Here is an 18,950-nt window from a genome sequence, read left to right as displayed (position 1 = left end):
TGGCAGTGTCCGCGGCACATAAGCCGCGCTTGAGGGAGCCTCTGCCATGACGCTTTGGATTATTCTGGGTCTGGTGGTTGTCGCCGCCGTCTATGCCGTCAGCATCTACAATGGCCTGGTCAAGACCCGGCAGATGGTCCAGGAGGGCTGGTCGGGCATCGACGTGCAGCTCAAGCGCCGTACCGATCTCATCCCCAACCTGATGGAGACGGTGAAAGGCTATATGAGCCATGAACGCGAAACGCTTGAGGCCGTCACCAATGCCCGCGCCGCCGCCACCAGCGCCGCCAATGGCACGCCCGAGCAGCGCGCTGCGGCCGAAGGTCAGCTCTCGGGCGCCCTGGGCCGGCTGATCGCCACGGCCGAGGCCTATCCCGACCTCAAGGCCAATACCACTTTCCTCGAATTCCAGGCCGCGCTGCAGACCGTGGAGGACGAGATCCAGATGGCCCGCCGCTACTACAATGGCGCCGTGCGCAATCTCAACGTCATGGTCGAATCGGTGCCCTCCAACTTCATCGCCGGCCCCTTCGGCTTCCATGCGGCGCAGTATTTCGAGCTCGAGAACGAAGCCGACCGCGCCGTTCCATCCGTCAAGTTCAACTAGTCACCATGCCTGCGCTGTTGAGGCCGCTGCTTGCTTTGCTGCTGGGGCTGTTTCTCGTCCTGCCCGTGACGGCGCGCGAGCAGATCACCAGCTATGCCAGCGACATCGTCATGGCCGCGGACGGAACGGTGACGGTCACCGAAACCATCGCGGTCAATGCCGAAGGCCAGGACATTCGCCGCGGCATCTACCGCGACGTTCCAGTGGTTCTGCAGACCAGCGACGGCGGCAAGCTGCGGCCCGATTTCGCTGTACTCGACGTGCAGCGCGACGGCAGGAGCGAACCCTTCCGGCTGGAGCGCATGGGCAATTTCCAGCGCATCTGGATCGGCAATCCCGAAGTGCTGCTGACCCGGGGCCGCCATAGCTATACCATCACCTATACGATGAGCCGCATGGCCCGCGCCTTTGCCGACCATGACGAGCTCTACTGGAACGTCACGGGCAATTACTGGATCTTCCCCATCGTGTCGGCGGCGGCCAGCGTGACCCTGCCTGATGGGGCCGTCATCACCGATCTGGCCGGCTATACCGGCCCGCTGGGCTCGACCGAACAGGCCGTAGCCAGCAAGCGCAATTCGGACAACGCCGCCAGCTTCCGCGCCACCCGCCCGCTTGCGGCCGGCGAGGGCCTGACCATCGCGGTGGCCTTCGACAAGGGCGTGATAACCTATCCCACGGGTCTGGATGCGCTGCTGCAGCAAATCGCCGACCTGCGCGACACCATCGTGCCGGTGCTCGCGGCCCTGCTGGCAGTCGCCTACAACGCCCTGGCCTGGTATCGCGTCGGGCGTGACCCCGACAAGGGCACCATCATTCCGCTGTTCCATGCGCCCAAGGGCTTTTCGCCGGCCCTGGTGCACTATGTGCACAAATGGGGCTTTGCCAATGCGGGCTGGACGGCACTGACTGCCGCCATGTTCAGCCTGGGCGTCAAGGGTCTGGTCACCATCGACAACAGCACCGATACGCTGGCCATCACCAGCACCGGCAAGCAGCCGGCCGAACCGCTGCCGGCCGGCGAAGCGGTGCTGTTCGACTATCTCGACGGCAAGGGAACGGTGTCCATCGACACCAGCAACGGCCCTGAGCTCAACAAGCGCCGCGCCGCCTTCATCGACGCCATCGAAGCGGAAAACCGCAAGCTGTGGTTCAAGACCAATACGGGCTATTCGGTGCTGGGCTTCGTGCTCGGTATCGTCCTGCTGGGCGGCATGGTCTTGGCCGATATTCTCGACCCGCTCTGGCTGGTGGGCTCGATTGTGATCGGCATTCTGCTGGCCTCGCTCAGCGGCCTTGCCAGCAAGGGCCTCAAGGGCGGCTGGCTGGCTCGCGGGTTTACGTTCATCTGGCTGGCCGTTGCTGCCTTCAACGTCTTCGGTTTTGCCCTCGACAGCTTCACCAGCATTGCCATCAACGTGGCCTCGGTCGCAGCGATTTCCATCGTGCTGGTCAGCATCATTTTCGCCTTCCTGATGCGGGCCCCAACGGTGCAGGGCCGCAAGGCCATGGACGAGATCGACGGCCTCAAGCTCTATATGGAAACGGCCGAAAAGGACCGGATGAACATGGAGGCGGCGCCGCCCATGACGGCGAGCTTCTTTGAGCGGCTGCTGCCCTTTGCCATCGCGCTGGGCGTTGAAAAGCCTTGGACCGAGCATTTCGAGGCCGAACTGGCGCGCCATGCCGTCAGCGACGTCACCGGCGACTACTCGCCGGGCTGGTACCATGGCGGCAGCGCCGGCGGCTTCGGCAATGCCTCCTCCAGCATCACCAATGCGGTCAGCGCCGCGGCCGCCAGCATGACAGCCGCCATGGTCGCCTCCCAGCCGGTCCAGGCCAGTTCATCGGGTTTTTCCAGCGGTGGCGGCGGCGGCGGCGGCTCCTCGGGTGGTGGCGGCGGCGGTGGTGGCGGCGGCGGCTGGTAATCGGCGTGTGGACATCCCCGTCCACCCAAGTTAAGCAAAACCGCGCTTTCCAACCCCTGGTATCTGTCATGCCCGAACTGCTGCTCGAACTGTTTTCCGAGGAAATCCCCGCCCGCCTGCAGCGGCGCGCGGCCGACGACCTCAAGAAACTGGTGACCAATGCGCTGGTCGATGCGGGTCTGGTCTATGAGGGCGCCAAGGCCTTTGTCACGCCGCGCCGCCTGGCGCTGACGGTCACCGGCCTGCCGGCCCGCTCGCCCGATACGCGCGAAGAAAAAAAGGGCCCCAAGGTCGGCGCGCCGCAGCAGGCCATCGACGGCTTCCTGCGCGGCGCGGGCCTCGCATCGATTGACCAGGCCAAGATCGAAAGCGATCCCAAAAAGGGCGACTTCTACGTCGCGCTGATCGAAAAGCCCGGCGCCGACGCCGTCAGCCTGCTGGCCGTCATCCTGCCCAAGCTGCTGGTCGATTTCCCCTGGGCCAAGTCGATGCGCTGGGGCACGGGCACGTTCAACTGGGTGCGCCCCCTGCGCGCCATCACCGCCACCTTCGGCGCCGAAAACGAAGAGCCGGTGGTCATTCCGTTCCAGTCCAATGAACTGACCTCGGGCCAGACCACCTTCGGCCACCGCTTCCTCGCGCCAGAGCCCATCCGCGTGCGCCGCTTCGACGACTACGTGACCGCGCTCGAACGCGCCAAGGTCGTGCTCGACATCGACCGCCGCAAGGACATCATCAAGACCGATGCCGAGCAGCTCGCCTTTGCCCAGGGGCTGACCGTCATCACGGATGAAGGCCTGCTCGAGGAGGTCGCCGGCCTCGTCGAATGGCCCGTCGTCATGATGGGGACCTTTGATCCCGCCTTCCTCAAGCTGCCCGAGGAAGTCATCATCGCCACCATCCGCGCCAACCAGAAGTGCTTCTGCCTGCGCGATGCCAATGGCAAGCTGGCGCCCAATTTCATCATCACCGCCAATACCGAAGCCAGCGATGGCGGCGCGGTGATCACCGCCGGCAATGAGCGCGTCATCCGCGCCCGGCTCAGCGACGCCATGTTCTTCTACCAGGGCGATCTGAGCCTGCCGCTCGAGCATGGCCTGCCCAAGCTCGAAGATACCGTGTTCCATGCCAAGCTGGGCAGCCAGTTCGCCCGCGTCGAGCGCCTGGTCAAGCTGGCCGCCGAGATCGCGCCTTTGGTTGGCGCCGATCCCGAGCGCGCCAAGCGCGCTGCCATGCTGGCCAAGGCTGACCTTACCACCGGCATGGTCGGCGAATTCCCCGAACTGCAGGGCCTGATGGGCCGCTATTATGCCAGCGCCCAGGGCGAGTCGGCCGATATCGCGACGGCCGTCGAGATGCACTACAAGCCGCTCGGCCCCACCGACGCCGTGCCTACCGAGCCTACCTCGATTGCCGTGGCCCTGGCCGACAAGCTTGACCTGCTCACCGGCTTCTGGGCCATCGACGAAAAGCCCACCGGCTCGCGCGATCCCTTTGCGCTGCGTCGTGCTGCGCTAGGCGTGATCCGCATCATCACCGAGAACGGGCTGAAATTCCCGCTCAAGGTCGAGGCAGATCTCCTCGCCTTCTTCCACGACCGTCTCAAGGTCACCCTGCGTGATGCCGGCGCCCGCCATGACCTCGTTGATGCGGTGATATCAGCCGACAGCGACGACATGCTGCAGATCACCCAGCGCGCCGAGGCGCTCTCGGCCCTGCTGTCATCGGCCGATGGGCAGAACCTGCTGGCCGGCTACAAGCGCGCCGCCAATATTCTGGCGGCCGAGGAAAAGAAGGACGGCCGGGCCTATGCCGGCGCCGTGGCCCAGGATGTGTTGAAGCGGCCCGAGGAGTCGGCTCTGGCCTTTGCCGTGGACGCCGTCCACGCCGCGGTCACAAGCCACGTCGCCCGCGACGACTACAAGGGTGCCATGGCCGAACTGGCCTCGCTGCGCGCCCCGGTCGATGCGTTCTTCACATCGGTCATGGTCAACGATGACGATGCCGCTGTCCGCGCCAACCGCCTCAACCTGCTGGCGCGCCTGCGCGACACCATGCATTTGGTCGCCGATTTCTCCAAGGTAGCCGGTTAAACCGGCCGCCGGTCAGCGCGGGGGCAGGGCGCAGCGAATGGCGCCCATGCTGGTCTCGAAATCGAACACCGTGTCGCCATGGTCATCGGTGACGAAGCTGCCCCTGAGCTCGATATCGGCAAGCGGCCCGCTCAGCGCCTGCACCTGGGAGCCCGAGGAGGCGACCTGGCCCTGACCGCGCGGCATGTCGTCGGTGACAAAATCGTAATCGCCCGCCACGAACAAGGTCAGCGTACCGAAGGCACTGCCGTCTGCCCTGCTGCAGTCATAAATGCCCGGCGGTGGAAACTGCGCCAGTGCCGGCAGCGTCAGGCACAACATGGTGGTGGCGGTGAGGAGCGTTTTGCGTAACATGCCGCGATCGTGCGCCGGCTGGCCGCCAATGCCAAATCAATCTGCCGCTACCAAAGGAATTTCTGCATGAGTGTCGGTCTGCTTGCTCTGCTCGATGACGTCGCTGGCCTGGTCAAGGTCGCTGCTGCCTCGCTCGACGACGTCGCCGGCCAGGCCGCCAAGGCCGGGGTCAAGGCGGCGGGCGCCGTGATCGATGATGCCGCGGTGACCCCGCGCTATGTCGATGGCTTCACCGCAGATCGCGAATTGCCCATTGTCGGCGCCATTGCCTGGGGCTCGATCAAGAACAAGCTGATCTTCCTGCTGCCCGCCGCGCTGATTCTGAGCACCTTCCTGCCGGGTGCCATCACGCCGCTGCTGATGATTGGTGGCGCCTATCTCTGCTACGAGGGCGCCGAAAAGGTCTTCCACGCTTTGGCGCCGCACGAGGCCGAGGTGCACGAGGCTGGCCTTGAACCCATCGCCGTCAATGCCGCGACCCTGGAAGACCAGAAGATCGCCGGCGCCATCCAGACCGATTTCATCCTCTCGGCCGAGATCATGACCATCGCCCTTTCGGCCATCGACGTGCCCGACATCTGGACCCGCGCGCTGATCCTGGCGCTGGTCGCCGTGGGCATCACCGTCGTGGTCTATGGCGGCGTGGCCCTGATCGTCAAAGGCGACGACATGGGCCTGTGGCTGGCCCGCCACGCCCGCACCGGCGCTGGCCGCGGCTTTGGCCGTGCGCTGGTCACCGGCATGCCCGTCTTCATGCAGGTACTCAGCGTCATCGGCACCGCGGCCATGATCTGGGTCGGCGGCGGCATCCTGTCCCACGGCCTGGTCAGCTTCGGCATTGCCGGGCCGGAGCACTTCATCGAAGGCGCCTCCGAATGGGCTGCCCACGCCGTACCGGCCATTGCCGATTTCGCCGGCTGGCTGATGATGGCCCTCATCGACGGTGTCGGCGGCCTGATCTTCGGCGCGCTGCTGATCCCGGTGGTCGGCTATGCCCTGGCGCCGGCCTGGAAGGCTCTCAAGCGCCTGCTGCCCAAACGCGCCTAGCGGCGGCTCTTGAACGGCGCCATGCCGTCATTGGCCAGCTGGTCGGCACGCTCGTTGAGGTCGTGCCCGGCATGGCCCTTGACCCAGCGCCAGTCGATGGTGTGGCGCTTGGTCGCCTCGTCCAGCGCCTGCCAGAGTTCGAGGTTCTTGACCGGCTTCTTGTCGGCCGTCTTCCAGCCGTTCTTCTTCCAGCCCTTCATCCAGCTCTGCACGCCGTTTTTGACATATTGGCTGTCGGTGTGCAGTTCGACCGTGCAGGCCCGCGTCAGCGCATTGAGCGCCTCGATGGCCGCAGTCAGCTCCATCTTGTTATTGGTGGTCAGCTGGGCGCCGCCGCACAATTCCTTGGTTCTGTCGCCATATTGCAGAATGGCGCCCCAGCCGCCTGGCCCGGGATTGCCCGAACAGGCCCCGTCGGTATGGATGATTACGGTCTCGGTCATGCCGATAATTGCCCTCTGTGCATGATATGAAACTGGGTCTGCTGCCCCTCCACCACGCCCACATGAGTGCGAACCATGCCGATCTTGCTCAACACCGCCAGTGAGGGGGCATTGCGCACATCGGCGAAGCCGAGGAAATACATCCAGTCCGTTTCAGCAAAGAGCCAGTCGCGCAGGGCGACGGCGGCCTCGGTCGCGTAGCCCTTGCCGTGATATTCAGGAAACAAGGCGTAGCCAATTTCCGGCTCGCCCCGTTCGCCATGCAGCCCAAACCCGGCGCGTCCCAACAGCACGCCATCGCTCTTGCGCTGGACGCGAAGCTTGCCCATGCGGTGACTGACGAAATTATCGCGCCACAGCGCGATCCGTGCCGCGCAGTCTGCGCGAATCCAAGGGGAGCCGTCCCCCTTGAGATAGCGCGACACGTCAGGGTTGCCGTGCAGGCGCAACAGGTCATCGACCTGGTCGATGCTCCAGCCCGAGAGCACCAGGCGATCGGTTTCGAGCAGCCTCAGGTCGCTCATTCAGTGACGGCCGCCTCGATGGCCCGCAATTCGCGCGGAATGTTGAAGGCGATGTTTTCCTTGGCGGTGACGCGCGCCTCGACCTTGATGTCATAGCGCTGGGCAAAGGCCTCGATCACCTCGTCGACCAGCTTTTCCGGTGCCGAGGCGCCGGCTGAAACGCCCAGCGTCCGGATGCCGGCAAAGCGGTCCCAGTCGATTTCCGACGCCCGGTCGACCAGCATGGCGATCTTGCAACCGGCCCGCTCTGCCACTTCCACCAGCCGCAGCGAATTGGACGAGTTGGGCGAGCCCACCACGATCATGGCATCGACTTCCGGCGCCACCGACTTGATGGCCTCCTGCCGGTTGGTGGTGGCGTAGCAGATGTCTTCCTTGTGCGGCCCGTTGATCGCCGGAAAGCGCGCCTTGAGCGCCGCTACGATTTCGCGGGTGTCATCGACGGACAGTGTCGTCTGCGTCACGAAGGCCAGGGTCATCGGGTCCTTGGGCTCGAACACCTTGGCGTCCGCGACCGTCTCGATCAGCGTGATGGCCCCCTCGGGCAGCTGGCCCATTGTGCCCACGACCTCCGGATGCCCTTTGTGGCCGATCAGCACGATCTCGTGACCCTCGGCAAAATGCCGCTGTGCCTCGACATGCACCTTGCTCACCAGCGGGCAGGTGGCGTCGAGAAAGAACATCTTGCGACTGCGCGCATCGGCCGGCACCGATTTGGGTACGCCATGCGCCGAGAACACGACCGGCGCCCCGGTCTCGGGGATTTCGCTCAGCTCCTCGACGAAGATCGCGCCCTTGTCGCGCAGGCCATCCACCACATATTTGTTGTGCACGATGGCGTGCCGCACATAGACCGGGGCGCCGTATTTCTCGAGCGCGAGTTCCACGATCTGGATGGCGCGATCGACCCCGGCGCAAAAGCCGCGGGGGGCGCAGAGCAGAATGTCTAGTTGTGGCCGCTTTTCCATAGCAGTCAGATGCTTTCGACACGACGACAAGTCAAGTCTTGTTGCAGCGGCCCAGCCGTGCAGGCATGATGGCTCTCTAACCACGACAGGGACCGAGCAGTGAGTTTGGCGCAGGAAATGTTCGCGATCGCCCCGGCCATGGGGAAGGCGAACCTGTCGGCCAGCCAGCTCAAGCTGCTCAGCGGCAAGGCCCGCTGGATCTTCCGCGTCGGCGAGGCCGGCTTTCCCACCATTCCCACCATTGCCCTGACCCGCGCGGCCTGGGAAGCGCTGCAAGCCGAACGCAGCCGCAAGGACATCAAGCTGCGCACCCATTGGGTGGCCTGCCTGTTCAAGCTGGTGGGCAAGGAGGGCACGCCGCCACCTTTGGTGGTGCGCACCTCGGCGGCCACGCACAATGGCGGCCTGATGCCGGCCAAGCTGGGCATCGCCGCGCCGGCCCATCCGGAAGACTCGGTCGATCCAAGCCGACCGCTGGCACGGGCCATCAAGAGCGCCTTTGACAGCTACGGCTTCGGCCAGGGCTGGACCGGGCGCCCCGATGAGGATCGCGGCAAGCAGATCGTCCTGATCCAGGCCCAGGCCCAGGGCGAGATCGAGCAGTTCCTGACCCGTAACGGCACCACCGGTGCCCTGGGGCCGGCCCCCCTCGATGGCGCGCCACTGCCCCGGCTGCCCGAATCGGCGGCGGCCCTGGTCGCGCTGGTTGATGCCAAGGCAGGCCGCCACATGTGCTGCGCCGTTGCCGTAGAGGCTGGCCAGCTGCAATTCATTTCCGCCCGCCCGTTCATGGCCTCGGCCGCAGCCGATCTCGAGGCCGCCGTCGACCGGGTCAAGCGCAAGGTATGGTCGCCACAGAACGCCGTCAGCCGCGTCGATCCGGCGCGGCTCGCCCAGTTGCTGCATCCGCGCCTCCGATCCACCCTGGGCGCGGCGCCGATCGCCAAGGGGCTGGGTGTCTCGCCCGGTGCGGCCAGCGGCACCATCGTCTTCAACCCCGAAGATGCGGCCCGCCTCCGCGCCCGCGGCAAGCACTGCATTCTGGTGGTCAACGAGACCGGCCCGGCCGACATCGAGGGCATGAAGGCAGCTACCGGCATCCTCACCGCCCGCGGCGGCATGTCCAGCCATGCCGGCGTTGTGGCGCGCATCACCGGCAAGCCCTGCGTGGCCGGGGTGCGCACGCTCTCGGTCGATGCCAGCGACATGGTCTGCTGGATCGGCGAGCGCGAGTTCCGCATGGGCGACCTGCTGACCATCGATGGCAGCGACGGCGCCGTCTATGCCGGCACCCTGCCGCTGGCCCAGCCCCATATCGGCGGCGCCATCGGCACGCTGCTCGACTGGTCCGATGCCACTCGCAAGATTTCTGTGCGCACCAATGCCGAAACGGTCGAATCGGCCATGACGGCGCTGAGCTTTGGCGCCGAAGGCATCGGCCTGGCGCGCAGCGAGCACATGTTCTTCACCCCCGAGCGCATGGTCGCGCTGCGCCGCATGATCCTGAGCGAAGACGAGGACGACCGGACCCAGGCAGTCAACGGCCTGGTCGGCTACCAGACGGGCGACTATTCGGCCCTGTTCTCGGCCATGCGCGGCCGTCCGGTCACCGTGCGGCTGTTCGATCCGCCGCTGCACGAATTCCTGCCGCGCACCGAGGAAGACATTGAGGAAACCGCCGCCTCGCTCGGCCTGGCCGTCCGGGCCCTGCGGCTCCGGCTTGATCGCATAGCCGAGGTCAATCCCATGCTTGGTCATCGCGGCGTGCGCCTGGCCATCACCTATCCGGAAATCCTGTCCATGCAGATGCAGGCCATCATGGCTGGCGTCCGCGCCGCCAGCGAGACCCAGGACGAGCCGGTGGCCGTCGAGGTCATGGTGCCCTTCGTCTCGACCGCCAGCGAAGTGGCCTTCGTGCGCGAGCGCATGAACACCATCGCGGCCAATTCCGGCCTGCTGCGCAGCGATCGGGTCAAGATCCTGTTCGGCACCATGATCGAGCTGCCCCGCGCCTGCCTGCGGGCGGGCGACATTGCCAACATGGTCGATTTTTTCTCGTTTGGGACCAACGACCTGACCCAGACCACCTTCGGCATCTCCCGCGACGATGCCCCCACATTCCTCGCCGCCTATCAGCGCAAGGGCATCTATGAGCGCGATCCCTTCGTCACCATCGATGAAAAGGGCGTGGGGGAACTGATTGCCATCGCCATCGAGCGGGGCAGGGCCGCCAATCCGCGGCTCAAGATCGGTATCTGTGGCGAACATGCCGGCGATCCGGCCTCGCTCAAGTTCTTCTCCGGCCTGGGCGTCGACTATGTCAGCTGTTCGCCCTATCGTGTCCCGGTGGCGCGCCTGACTTTGGCACAGGCGACCGCTTAAAAAACGTGCGCGCAGTCCCTACATGTAGGGGGCAAGCCGGCACAGGTCGGCACAAAGGGATGGGACACTGATCAACGTGAAATTATCACTGGCACTCGCGCTGCTGCCTCTGCTTGCAGTTCCCGTACCACCTGCGCTGGCCCAGGCCGGCGTTTCCCAATGCGTTACCATCGCCACCGATGTGGAACGCCTGGCTTGCTATGACGGCCTGTTCCGCACGGCTCTTTCCGATCAGGCCGGCCTCAGCGTCACCCTGCAGTCCGAGCAGCTGATTCCGGCGCGCCCCAGCGGGCGGGCCCCGGCCACCATGGTTGTCATGTGCCAGGATGAGGTGCTGAGCGTCAGCTTCGCCTTTGCCGGCAACACGATGTCGGCCCTGGGCCGCGACGCCGGCATTACCCTGCAATATGATCTGCAGGCCTCGCGCAGCCGCACCCTGCCGGTCAATCCCGACAACACCGCCCTCGTGCTTGATAATACCAGCGACGCCGCGGCGTTTCTCGATGGCCTGGCGGGCGCGACCAACCTCACCGTCCGGGTGACGCCGGTCAATTCTCGGTCGCTGTCGGCGCGCTTCCGTGTCGACGCCTTCCTGCCTGAAGTCAGCCAGGTCCGCGCGGCCTGCGGCGCCTGAACCGCGTCGCCCTTCCCATCACGGCAAGTTCATCGCCTGCCACAATCAGGCCACTGCCCTGCCACTGGTTCCGTTTACGCCCTGCTAACCCTAATAAGTCATCATCACCACTGTCGGCATTCTAGCGTCTCTGCCGCCGAACAGTTGTTGTGTTGCGTTGTGTTGAGTTGCGTAGATGGTATCTTCCCACCGGCCAGTGGCGCGTCTGCGCTCGGCCCGAGCGGATCGTCGCTTGCGTCCCGTCGCCAGGTTTCTGGCCGTGGCCGTGCTTGGCGTCCTGAGCTATGCCGGCCTGACCGGGATGGCGCTCGCGCCTGCATCCGACCTGCTTGATACCACTCCGGCGCCGGTTCAGCTCGCCCTTGCCAGCCTGTCCTATTCCGGCATCGATCCAGTGATTACCGGTTCGGTCGATAGCCTCTTTGCTGCCGCCGGCTTCACCGGCCCCAATCGCGCCGCCAAGACCGATCGCATGCGCCCCCAGGTCGATGTCCTGGCCCTGTCGCGCAGCTTCGAGGAAGCCCGCATCCGCCTGGCGTCGCTGCGCGCCGGTCCGGACGATCCCACGCTCGGCCAGACCCGCTTTGCCGATATCGCCCCGACCGGCGATGTCGAGATCGGTCCGCGCATGTCCATTGCCGCCATCGATCCCTCGGCCCTGAATCTCTCCTCGGCCGCCGCGCTCGACGCCATTGCCGGCATCGCTCCCCCATCCACGGGCATACCTCTGCCCGCAATGGCCTCCGAGCAGCTGGCTTATGCCCGTGAAACCGCCCCTGTAACCGGCGGCTTTGCCACCGGACAGGTGGTGGCTGCTTCGGACAAGGAACTGTGGTGCCTGGCGACGGCGATCTATTTCGAGGCCCGCGGCGAAAGCTATCGCGGCCAGGTGGCGGTGGCGCAGGTGGTGCTCAATCGCGTCAGGGATCGGCGCTATCCCGATACGATCTGCGGCGTGGTGTTCCAGAACCAGACCAAGCGCAATGCCTGCCAGTTCTCCTTCGCCTGCGACGGTATTCCGGAATCCATCAATGACAGCAAGTCCTGGGCTCAGGCCGAGGACATTGCCAAGCGGTTCACCGACGGCCAGCTCTACCTGACCGAAGTCGCCGACGCGACACATTACCACGCCACCTATGTGCGCCCCACCTGGGCCCCGCGCATGAACAAGGTGACCCAGATCGGCCTGCACGTCTTCTACAAGTTCAAGAGCGGCTGGCTGTTCGGCTGATCAGCAGACCCGGAAGTCCCGGCCGGTAACGCAGGTGCGACCGCCCCAGCCCGTGACGCGCACGTCGCCGGCCCGCACCGAGTAGAATGAGTTGGCCCCACGGCTGCTGAAGCTGAACCAGCGGCCGCTCTGCCAGCTCGAAAGCGGCTCGCCATTGGGGGCGACTTCGGTCACCGCAATGCCCGGATATTGCACATGGTTGGTGTAGAGCACGTCGCTGGAATAGGTGCCGGTAGCCGTGCTGGCGATAGTCACATAGGACACTACGCCGCCTTCGACCTTCTTGACCACCTGCGTCGATGTCGGATCCTGCGATACCCACGGCTCGGCCGCTACCTGGTAATGCCGCCCCTCGAACTTGACCAGACGGGACGTATCAAAGCCCGGCGCCACTACCGGGTTCAGCACGCCGTCGGCGAAGGTCTCGATCACCATGCCCGGCCCGATGGTCGCCAGCGCCATCGCCGAAATGGCGCCCAAGGTCATGCCCAGCAGCATGTGACGATCTGGCAGGTCCATGGCTTTATGTCCCGGAATGAAGCGAAACACGTTTTCGCGTTAATCCATTAGAAACCATAAGCCGATGTCACACGCAAAGTTCATCCCGCCTTAGGGTTAATTTCCCCAAGGCCAAACCGTTGCTGCTAAATGGAAATTGCGCTGAAAGCGGCGACGAAGCGGTCATGCGCCTCGCCTGTCGGCCAGGGGCGGATCAGCCGGTCGAAGGCATCCACCTCGAAGGCCGGCTGCTCGGGCGCGCCAAAGAACTTGCGCGCTTCCTCCTCGGCAAACCCGGCCAGGTGAATGGCCTCGAAAAAGGCGGCTTCCCGGTCGGCCTTCTTGACCAGCTTGGCAATGGGGGCGCTCATCGCCGCCGGCAGCGAAAAACGCAGGTAAATTGCTGACAGCAAACGATTTTCGACGTCCTTGTAATTGCCACCCATCGCCGCCTTGAACGGCGAGATGATGTCGCCCATCACATATTCGGGCGCGTCGTGCAGCAGCGCCTGCAGCAGGGCGACCGGGGTCGCATCTGCGTTGGCGGCGCGGAACAGTTCGAGCACCAGCACCGAGTGCTGCGCCACTGAAAACGGATAGTCGCCATAGGTCTGGCCATTCCAGCGCGCCACGCGCGCCAGGCCATGGGCAATGTCGGAGAGTTCGACATCCATCGGCGAGGGATCAAGAATATCGAGACGTCGCCCCGACAACATGCGTTGCCAGGCGCGTGAACTGGTCCGTGCCATGGTGCCCCGATTGGTTAGCAGACTGTTAGCATCGAGCTTAGCATCTGCGCTCGATTCGCTGAACACGGCGACGTGAAGTGCGTCTAGTCTTCTGCGGTGACGTCGCCAAAAGCATAATTGGCCCAGACGGGCAGGGACAGCTGTACCAGCTTGCCATCGACCGTCACGGCGGACAGATCGGTAATCCGGTCAAGGCGCAGGATGGCGACGGCCATGCCATCAACGACCTGGCCGATTGTACCAGCCTCGCGCGTGCCGGTGATAACGGCGCTGCCGGCGGGCGCCTCGATGCCCGAAACGATCACCGGCCGCCGCCTGGCCGTGCCGCGATGCTTCATCCGGCTGACCACTTCCTGGCCGACATAGCAGCCCTTGGCGAAGTCGATGCCATCGAGAATGTCGAGCCCGATATCATGGGCAAAGGCGTCATTGGCCGGGAAGTCATTGCCCTGGTGGACAATGCCGGCGCCGATCCGCTCGGCCTGGTAAAAGGCGTCCTCCTGCACCCAGCCCAGGCTGACCTCGACCGGCGCGATAACGCGCCATCCCATATCGACGGGACCGAGGCGATCGGTGTGCCGGATGCCGCTCGGCTCCGCATCCTGGGCAAAGCCGACGCGATGGCTTGCCCGCAGGTCATCAATGACCACCTGGGCGCGCAGGCGATACATCTTCATGCGCTTGAAGAAATCATCAGCGACAGACTGATGCACATCCACCCAGATGGCGTCTTCGGCATGACCGGCCAGGCCCTCGGCCAGGATCTTGCCCTGCGGCGACAGCAGCGCCCAGGCAGCCGCCACTTCGCCCTCGCCATTGCCCGTCGCCGGAATTTCGCCCGTCACCACGTCATTGAGCAGCTTGTGGGCTTCTGGCCCGGAAAACCGGAACACGGCGCGGTCGGCACGCAAATGGATGGTCATGCTCGCTTGCCTCTTGGTCGCTGCCTCCGCTAAACCGGCACTGTGCGGGAACGGCAGGACCACAGACATGGCGCAGTACGACAGCATTTTCAAGAACGCGACGCTGGTCAATCAGGACGGCGAGGGCCTTGCCGATGTCGGCATCCGCCAGGGCCGCATCGCCGCCCTTGGCGATCTGTCCGGCGACAGCGCCGATGAAATCGTCGACTGCACGGGCCTGCACATCCTGCCCGGCGTCATCGATACCCAGGTGCATTTCCGCGAACCCGGCCTGACGCACAAGGAAGACCTCGAATCCGGCTCCCTCTCGGCCGTCATGGGCGGCGTCACCGGCGTCTTCGAAATGCCCAATACCAACCCGCTGACCACGACGCGCGAGACCTTCGAGGCCAAGATCGCCGCCGGCAGCAACCGCATGCATTGCGACTTCGCCTTCTATATCGGCGGCACGCATGAAAACGTCGGCGAGCTGGGGGAACTCGAAAAGCTGCCCGGCTGCGCCGGCATCAAGGTCTTCATGGGTTCGTCCACCGGCTCGCTGCTGGTGCAGGACGATGCGGGGGTCGAGGCCATTCTGCGCGCCATTGCCCGCCGCGCCGCCTTCCATTCCGAAGACGAATACATGCTCGAGGAGCGCAAGCACCTGCGCGTGCCGGGCGATCCGTCGAGCCATCCGGTGTGGCGCTCGCCCGAAGTGGCGATGAGTTGCACCACGCGTCTGGTGAACCTGGCGCGCAAAACCGGCAAGCGCATCCATGTGCTGCATATCTCGACCGCCGAGGAAATGGTCTACCTCGCCGATCACAAGGACGTGGCGTCAGTCGAGGTCACCCCGCACCACCTGACGCTCGACGAAACCGCCTATACCAGGCTGGGTACCTATGCCCAGATGAACCCGCCGGTGCGCGACAAGGCGCATCGCGCGGGTATCTGGCGGGGCGTCACCAATGGCGTCGCCGATATCCTGGGCTCCGACCACGCGCCGCATACGCGCGAGGAAAAGGACCATGCCTATCCCGCCTCGCATTCCGGCATGACGGGCGTCCAGACCCTGGTGCCGATCATGCTCGATCATGTGAACGCCGGCAAACTGACCCTGCAGCGCTTTGTCGACATGACCAGCGCCGGCCCCAATCGCCTGTTCGGCATTGCCAACAAGGGCCGTATCGCCGTGGGCTATGATGCCGACCTGACCATTGTCGATCTCAAGCGCCGCGAGACCATCCGCAATGAGGACGTAAAAAGCCGCGCCGGCTGGACGCCCTATGATGGGGTGACGGTCACCGGCTGGCCTGTGGGCACCATCGTGCGCGGCAAGACGGTGATGTGGCATGGCGAACTGGTGACAGCCTCAACCGGCCAGCCCATGCGCTTTCTGGAGGCGCTGGCAGGGAAGGTATAGGATTCGGCGGTTTGGGGGTGATGGGGTGGACGCCCCCCGGCGGCATCGATGTGCCAAAGTGGAGTCGTTCAACACACCACTTGAGGAGGCGCCCATGTTGGAAGTTACCACAATCGGTCTGGATATCGCGAAGAACGTTTTCCATGCGCACGGTGCAGATTCAAGCGGTCGAGCTCTGTTTAGCCGCAAGATCAGCCGCACGAAGTTGCTGGAGTTCTTCGCTCGGCAGCCACAGTCCCTAGTGGCGTTGGAGGCGTGCGGCGGTGCGCACCATTGGGCGCGCGAACTCACGCTGTTGGGTCACAAGGTCAAGCTTATCCCGCCAGCCTATGTGAAGCCCTTCGTAAAGCGGAACAAGAACGACGCGGTCGATGCCGAAGCCATCTGCGAGGCAGCGCAGCGTCCCAGCATGCGGTTCGTGGCGATCAAGAGCGAGGAACAGCAGGCATCAGCTTTGGTGTTTAGAACCCGCGACCTTCTGGTGCGGCAGCGCACCCAGTTGATCAATGCGATCCGCGGCCACCTCACCGAGTATGGCTGGGTCGCGCCAAAGGGTCCGTCACATATAGCGGTGTTGGCCGACATGCTCGATGGCGAGATGGGCTCGTCGCTTCCAGACACAGCCAAGCCCATGTTCCGCACGATGCTCGATCTGCTCGATCAACTGAACGCCAAGATAGGCGAGCTGGACAAGGAGATCGCACGGCGAGCCCGCGAGGATGTGGTCGCCCGGCGACTGATGACAATACCGGGCGTGGGTCCCATCACCGCTACGGCGATTGTAGCCCTTGCTCCGCCAGCCGAGACGTTCAGCAAAGGTCGAGACTTCGCCGCCTGGTTGGGTCTGGCGCCACGTCAGCTCTCAACCGGTGGCAAGCAAAAGCTGGGCTCGATCACCAAAATGGGTGAGCGAACCTTGCGGCGGCTTCTCATCATTGGCTCCAGTGCGGTGGTCTTGCAAGCGAGCAAGCGAGGTGCGCCCGCAGGCTCATGGCTTGAGCAGATGATGGCTCGCAAGCCGCGCATGCTGGTCACGGTCGCACTGGCCAACAAGACGGCGCGCATCGTCTGGGCGCTGCTCATCAAACAAGAGGAATACAAAGCTCCGGTCGCAGCTGCGGCGTAAGCCAAGGCGGGCCAGAGGTCGTCGGAGACGTAGTCGGTCGAAGGAAGGTATGGCACAACAGTCGGCGAGACGGGGTCGGAAAACCAGGGCAATCCACTGTGCCGAGAGCACGCCGTGGGTGATATGGATCCGGTCCGCGAACTCCCATACGGGCCCGCAGCCTCTGGTGCTGCATCAGAGGCCGGACAGATGGCAGCATCCGACTACGTGCAATCCTTCAAAAACCGCTTGCGTCTTACGGGGCGTCCACAGATGGATTGCGGAAGGGCGGCTTGCATGAAAGACGTCGCAGAAGCCGACGCCGTGCATTTAACAGCGGGACATTCAGGCTTGAGCCGACACAACCCTTGGCGCCATCTTTAGAGCGATAAAAACCGAACATGCGAGGTTGGCATCGTCATATACGCCAAAACCTTCGTCCTCTTCTCCCATGAATCCTACATGATATTTATCCAACCGCTTTTGAAAGTACCAATTGGGCGTCGACCTTTGATTGGCGGAGTAAGTAAGCCAACAATCGACTGAATGCTCATATTGCCTTACCGCGACCAAAATCTCGGAGAATTCCGGAAACTTTCCGCCACACTCCAAAGCTATATTTCGGATGGCGTCATTCTCGCTCATCCCTGGCTCTGCGGAAATCTCTGGAAATCGAATGAGGTCGATCAAAATTCGGCATCCGGTTTGCAGGGCCTAAGGTCATTGGCGTTCGAATAAGCCAGTCCAGACGACCAAGGTGATGCGCCACTTGAGCCGACACTCGCCTTAAACCGCGAACGGCAGCTTTCGGGGATATTGCTATGAAAGCTTTAACGGCCGTAATGGGGTGGTGGGTTCAACCGATCGTCGCAACACCTTTAATCTGAGAGGATGAGGAGGTGTCGCATGGTGACGTCACGGATCTGGTTTACCGCCGAACAGAAGGTTGAGCTGTGGGAGCGATGGAAGCAGGGTCAGAGCATTTCGTCGATCTCGCGAGCTCTTGAGCGCAGGACTAAAGGCGGCGTTCAGCGGATCGTAGTTGTCCATGGTGGCATTGCTCCATCAGCAAGACGGAGAGCTGCATGGACGCTCGAGTTGGGGGAGCGCGAAGAGATCTCTCGCGGGATTGCGGCGGGTCTTGCCATCCGCGCGATTGCTCGATGTCTGGGTCGGTCGCCATCAACGATAAGTCGCGAGATCGCTCGCAATGGCGGTAAACAGGCGTATCGTGCAACTCGTGCTGACAAGAAGGCTTGGGAGCAAGCCCTGCGGCCGAAGCGATGTCGCCTGGCATGCTCTGAACAGCTACGATGGCTTGTGGCGCAAAAGCTGGCGCTGCAGTGGTCGCCCCAGCAGATAGCGGGCTGGCTGAGGCGAGAATACCCAGGCGATCCAGGCATGCGGATATCTCATGAAGCGATCTACCGCAGTCTGTTCATCCAGTCCCGTGGGGTGCTCAAGAAGGAACTGACAGCCCATCTGCGCACCAGACGGCAAATGCGCCTTCCCAAAGGGGCGCAGAGCCGAACAGGGCAAGGACAAATCCTCGGCATGATCTCCATCCGCGAGCGACCTGCCGAGGCCGAGGATCGCGCCATCCCAGGTCATTGGGAGGGTGATCTGCTCGCCGGCGCCAACGACACCAACATCGTCACCCTCGTCGAGCGCCACAGCCGGTTTACGATGCTTGTGAAGCTGGCCAGAAGGGACTCGGCGACTGTTGTAACGGCCCTTGCCGAGAGGATCGGCAGGTTGCCAGAAGAGTTGCGGCGCTCGTTGACGTGGGACCAGGGCAAGGAGATGGCTCGTCACGAGAGCTTCACCGTCGCAACCGATCTACAGGTCTACTTCTGCGATCCGCGCAGTCCCTGGCAGCGCGGTAGCAACGAAAACACCAACGGCCTTCTCCGGCAGTACTTCCCCAGAGCAACAAACTTCTCCCAGGTCTCGCAGGCCCAACTCGACGATATCGCTCTGCGGCTCAACCAAAGACCCCGAAAGACCCTCGACTTCGAAACACCGGCCGATAGGCTGCAGAAGGTGTTGCAGTGACCGGTTG

18 protein-coding genes are annotated in these 18,950 nt (G+C 63.9%); 10 read left to right on the top strand and 8 right to left on the bottom strand.

Annotated elements, in window-relative coordinates:
- Positions 1-46: 46 nt before the first annotated feature.
- The 3 genes from GDR53_RS03465 to glyS all read left to right on the top strand — a co-directional run bounded on the left by GDR53_RS03465 (position 47) and on the right by glyS (position 4,628).
- Entirely contained in the window at positions 47-607 is a 561-nt protein-coding gene (locus GDR53_RS03465; RefSeq protein WP_193336714.1) for a LemA family protein, read from the top strand.
- 5 nt (positions 608-612) lie between these two features.
- The gene (locus GDR53_RS03460; protein ID WP_210321383.1) at positions 613-2,535 is read left to right on the top strand and encodes a DUF2207 domain-containing protein; all 1,923 of its coding nucleotides are present in this window, start codon (positions 613-615) and stop codon (positions 2,533-2,535) included.
- 68 nt (positions 2,536-2,603) lie between these two features.
- Entirely contained in the window at positions 2,604-4,628 is a 2,025-nt protein-coding gene (glyS, locus tag GDR53_RS03455; protein ID WP_193336712.1) for a glycine--tRNA ligase subunit beta, read from the top strand.
- 12 nt (positions 4,629-4,640) lie between these two features.
- On the opposite strand, the gene GDR53_RS03450 is transcribed toward glyS, so the two are convergent.
- Positions 4,641-4,982, bottom strand: a complete 342-nt coding sequence (locus GDR53_RS03450; protein WP_193336711.1) for a hypothetical protein — start codon at positions 4,980-4,982, stop codon at positions 4,641-4,643.
- 66 nt (positions 4,983-5,048) lie between these two features.
- Here GDR53_RS03450 and GDR53_RS03445 point away from each other — a divergent pair, with 66 nt between their 5' ends.
- Positions 5,049-6,029 carry a DUF808 domain-containing protein gene (locus tag GDR53_RS03445; protein WP_193336710.1) on the top strand — a complete coding sequence of 327 codons (981 nt, stop codon included), beginning with the start codon at positions 5,049-5,051 and terminating at the stop codon, positions 6,027-6,029.
- Here the strand turns inward: GDR53_RS03445 and rnhA are convergent.
- Genes rnhA through ispH form a run of 3 tightly spaced genes read right to left on the bottom strand, consistent with a single transcriptional unit; the run spans position 6,026 to position 7,964 of the window.
- Positions 6,026-6,472 carry a ribonuclease HI gene (rnhA, locus tag GDR53_RS03440; RefSeq protein WP_193336709.1) on the bottom strand — a complete coding sequence of 149 codons (447 nt, stop codon included), beginning with the start codon at positions 6,470-6,472 and terminating at the stop codon, positions 6,026-6,028. The two genes, GDR53_RS03445 and rnhA, sit on opposite strands and share 4 nt — an antisense overlap.
- On the bottom strand, positions 6,469-6,996 hold the full coding sequence (locus GDR53_RS03435) for a GNAT family N-acetyltransferase (protein WP_193336708.1): 528 nt from the start codon (positions 6,994-6,996) through the stop codon (positions 6,469-6,471). The genes rnhA and GDR53_RS03435 overlap by 4 nt, the downstream gene beginning before the upstream one ends.
- Positions 6,993-7,964: a 4-hydroxy-3-methylbut-2-enyl diphosphate reductase gene (gene ispH, locus GDR53_RS03430; protein WP_193336707.1), complete on the bottom strand. Its 972-nt coding sequence runs from the start codon at positions 7,962-7,964 to the stop codon at positions 6,993-6,995. The genes GDR53_RS03435 and ispH overlap by 4 nt, the downstream gene beginning before the upstream one ends.
- Positions 7,965-8,081: 117 nt before the next feature.
- Here ispH and GDR53_RS03425 point away from each other — a divergent pair, with 117 nt between their 5' ends.
- The 3 genes from GDR53_RS03425 to GDR53_RS03415 all read left to right on the top strand — a co-directional run bounded on the left by GDR53_RS03425 (position 8,082) and on the right by GDR53_RS03415 (position 12,211).
- Complete coding sequence (locus GDR53_RS03425; RefSeq protein WP_193336706.1) at positions 8,082-10,346, top strand: putative PEP-binding protein; 2,265 nt, start codon at positions 8,082-8,084, stop codon at positions 10,344-10,346.
- A gap of 76 nt (positions 10,347-10,422) precedes the next feature.
- A complete protein-coding gene (locus tag GDR53_RS03420; protein WP_193336705.1) occupies positions 10,423-10,980 on the top strand; it encodes a hypothetical protein in 558 nt (185 codons plus the stop codon).
- A 232-nt stretch (positions 10,981-11,212) separates the two neighbouring features.
- Positions 11,213-12,211: a cell wall hydrolase gene (locus GDR53_RS03415; RefSeq protein ID WP_232846717.1), complete on the top strand. Its 999-nt coding sequence runs from the start codon at positions 11,213-11,215 to the stop codon at positions 12,209-12,211.
- On the opposite strand, the gene GDR53_RS03410 is transcribed toward GDR53_RS03415, so the two are convergent.
- The 3 genes from GDR53_RS03410 to ygfZ all read right to left on the bottom strand — a co-directional run bounded on the left by GDR53_RS03410 (position 12,212) and on the right by ygfZ (position 14,381).
- Complete coding sequence (locus GDR53_RS03410) at positions 12,212-12,730, bottom strand: hypothetical protein (protein ID WP_193336703.1); 519 nt, start codon at positions 12,728-12,730, stop codon at positions 12,212-12,214.
- A 125-nt stretch (positions 12,731-12,855) separates the two neighbouring features.
- Complete coding sequence (locus GDR53_RS03405) at positions 12,856-13,458, bottom strand: YfbR-like 5'-deoxynucleotidase (RefSeq protein ID WP_193336702.1); 603 nt, start codon at positions 13,456-13,458, stop codon at positions 12,856-12,858.
- An 83-nt stretch (positions 13,459-13,541) separates the two neighbouring features.
- Entirely contained in the window at positions 13,542-14,381 is an 840-nt protein-coding gene (ygfZ, locus tag GDR53_RS03400) for a CAF17-like 4Fe-4S cluster assembly/insertion protein YgfZ (RefSeq protein ID WP_193336701.1), read from the bottom strand.
- Between the two features lie 67 nt (positions 14,382-14,448).
- On the opposite strand from ygfZ, the gene GDR53_RS03395 reads away from it, so the two are divergent.
- Together GDR53_RS03395 and GDR53_RS03390 are read left to right on the top strand one after the other, a co-directional pair.
- Positions 14,449-15,783, top strand: coding sequence for a dihydroorotase (locus GDR53_RS03395; RefSeq protein WP_193336700.1), 1,335 nt, complete (start codon positions 14,449-14,451; stop codon positions 15,781-15,783).
- Between the two features lie 94 nt (positions 15,784-15,877).
- Entirely contained in the window at positions 15,878-16,909 is a 1,032-nt protein-coding gene (locus GDR53_RS03390; RefSeq protein WP_193335689.1) for an IS110 family RNA-guided transposase, read from the top strand.
- A gap of 324 nt (positions 16,910-17,233) precedes the next feature.
- On the opposite strand, the gene GDR53_RS03385 is transcribed toward GDR53_RS03390, so the two are convergent.
- A complete protein-coding gene (locus GDR53_RS03385; RefSeq protein WP_193336699.1) occupies positions 17,234-17,578 on the bottom strand; it encodes a hypothetical protein in 345 nt (114 codons plus the stop codon).
- A 216-nt stretch (positions 17,579-17,794) separates the two neighbouring features.
- Between GDR53_RS03385 and GDR53_RS03380 the strand changes: the two genes are divergently transcribed.
- On the top strand, positions 17,795-18,943 hold the full coding sequence (locus GDR53_RS03380; protein WP_193336698.1) for an IS30 family transposase: 1,149 nt from the start codon (positions 17,795-17,797) through the stop codon (positions 18,941-18,943).
- Positions 18,944-18,950 lie beyond the last annotated feature (7 nt).

The sequence above is a fragment of the Devosia beringensis genome (genome assembly GCF_014926585.1).
Taxonomy (GTDB): domain Bacteria; phylum Pseudomonadota; class Alphaproteobacteria; order Rhizobiales; family Devosiaceae; genus Devosia; species Devosia beringensis.
This window is presented reverse-complemented; position numbering and strand designations above follow the sequence as displayed.

Excerpts from the sequence above, each read along its gene's own strand:
- GDR53_RS03465 (WP_193336714.1), top strand. The coding sequence starts at position 47 with ATGACGCTTTGGATTATTCTGGGTCTGGTGGTTGTCGCCGCCGTCTAT.
- GDR53_RS03460 (WP_210321383.1), top strand. The coding sequence starts at position 613 with ATGCCTGCGCTGTTGAGGCCGCTGCTTGCTTTGCTGCTGGGGCTGTTT.
- glyS (WP_193336712.1), top strand. The coding sequence starts at position 2,604 with ATGCCCGAACTGCTGCTCGAACTGTTTTCCGAGGAAATCCCCGCCCGC.
- GDR53_RS03450 (WP_193336711.1), bottom strand. The coding sequence starts at position 4,982 with ATGTTACGCAAAACGCTCCTCACCGCCACCACCATGTTGTGCCTGACG.
- GDR53_RS03445 (WP_193336710.1), top strand. The coding sequence starts at position 5,049 with ATGAGTGTCGGTCTGCTTGCTCTGCTCGATGACGTCGCTGGCCTGGTC.
- rnhA (WP_193336709.1), bottom strand. The coding sequence starts at position 6,472 with ATGACCGAGACCGTAATCATCCATACCGACGGGGCCTGTTCGGGCAAT.
- GDR53_RS03435 (WP_193336708.1), bottom strand. The coding sequence starts at position 6,996 with ATGAGCGACCTGAGGCTGCTCGAAACCGATCGCCTGGTGCTCTCGGGC.
- ispH (WP_193336707.1), bottom strand. The coding sequence starts at position 7,964 with ATGGAAAAGCGGCCACAACTAGACATTCTGCTCTGCGCCCCCCGCGGC.
- GDR53_RS03425 (WP_193336706.1), top strand. The coding sequence starts at position 8,082 with ATGTTCGCGATCGCCCCGGCCATGGGGAAGGCGAACCTGTCGGCCAGC.
- GDR53_RS03410 (WP_193336703.1), bottom strand. The coding sequence starts at position 12,730 with ATGGACCTGCCAGATCGTCACATGCTGCTGGGCATGACCTTGGGCGCC.
- GDR53_RS03405 (WP_193336702.1), bottom strand. The coding sequence starts at position 13,458 with ATGGCACGGACCAGTTCACGCGCCTGGCAACGCATGTTGTCGGGGCGA.
- ygfZ (WP_193336701.1), bottom strand. The coding sequence starts at position 14,381 with ATGACCATCCATTTGCGTGCCGACCGCGCCGTGTTCCGGTTTTCCGGG.
- GDR53_RS03395 (WP_193336700.1), top strand. The coding sequence starts at position 14,449 with ATGGCGCAGTACGACAGCATTTTCAAGAACGCGACGCTGGTCAATCAG.
- GDR53_RS03390 (WP_193335689.1), top strand. The coding sequence starts at position 15,878 with ATGTTGGAAGTTACCACAATCGGTCTGGATATCGCGAAGAACGTTTTC.
- GDR53_RS03380 (WP_193336698.1), top strand. The coding sequence starts at position 17,795 with ATGGTGACGTCACGGATCTGGTTTACCGCCGAACAGAAGGTTGAGCTG.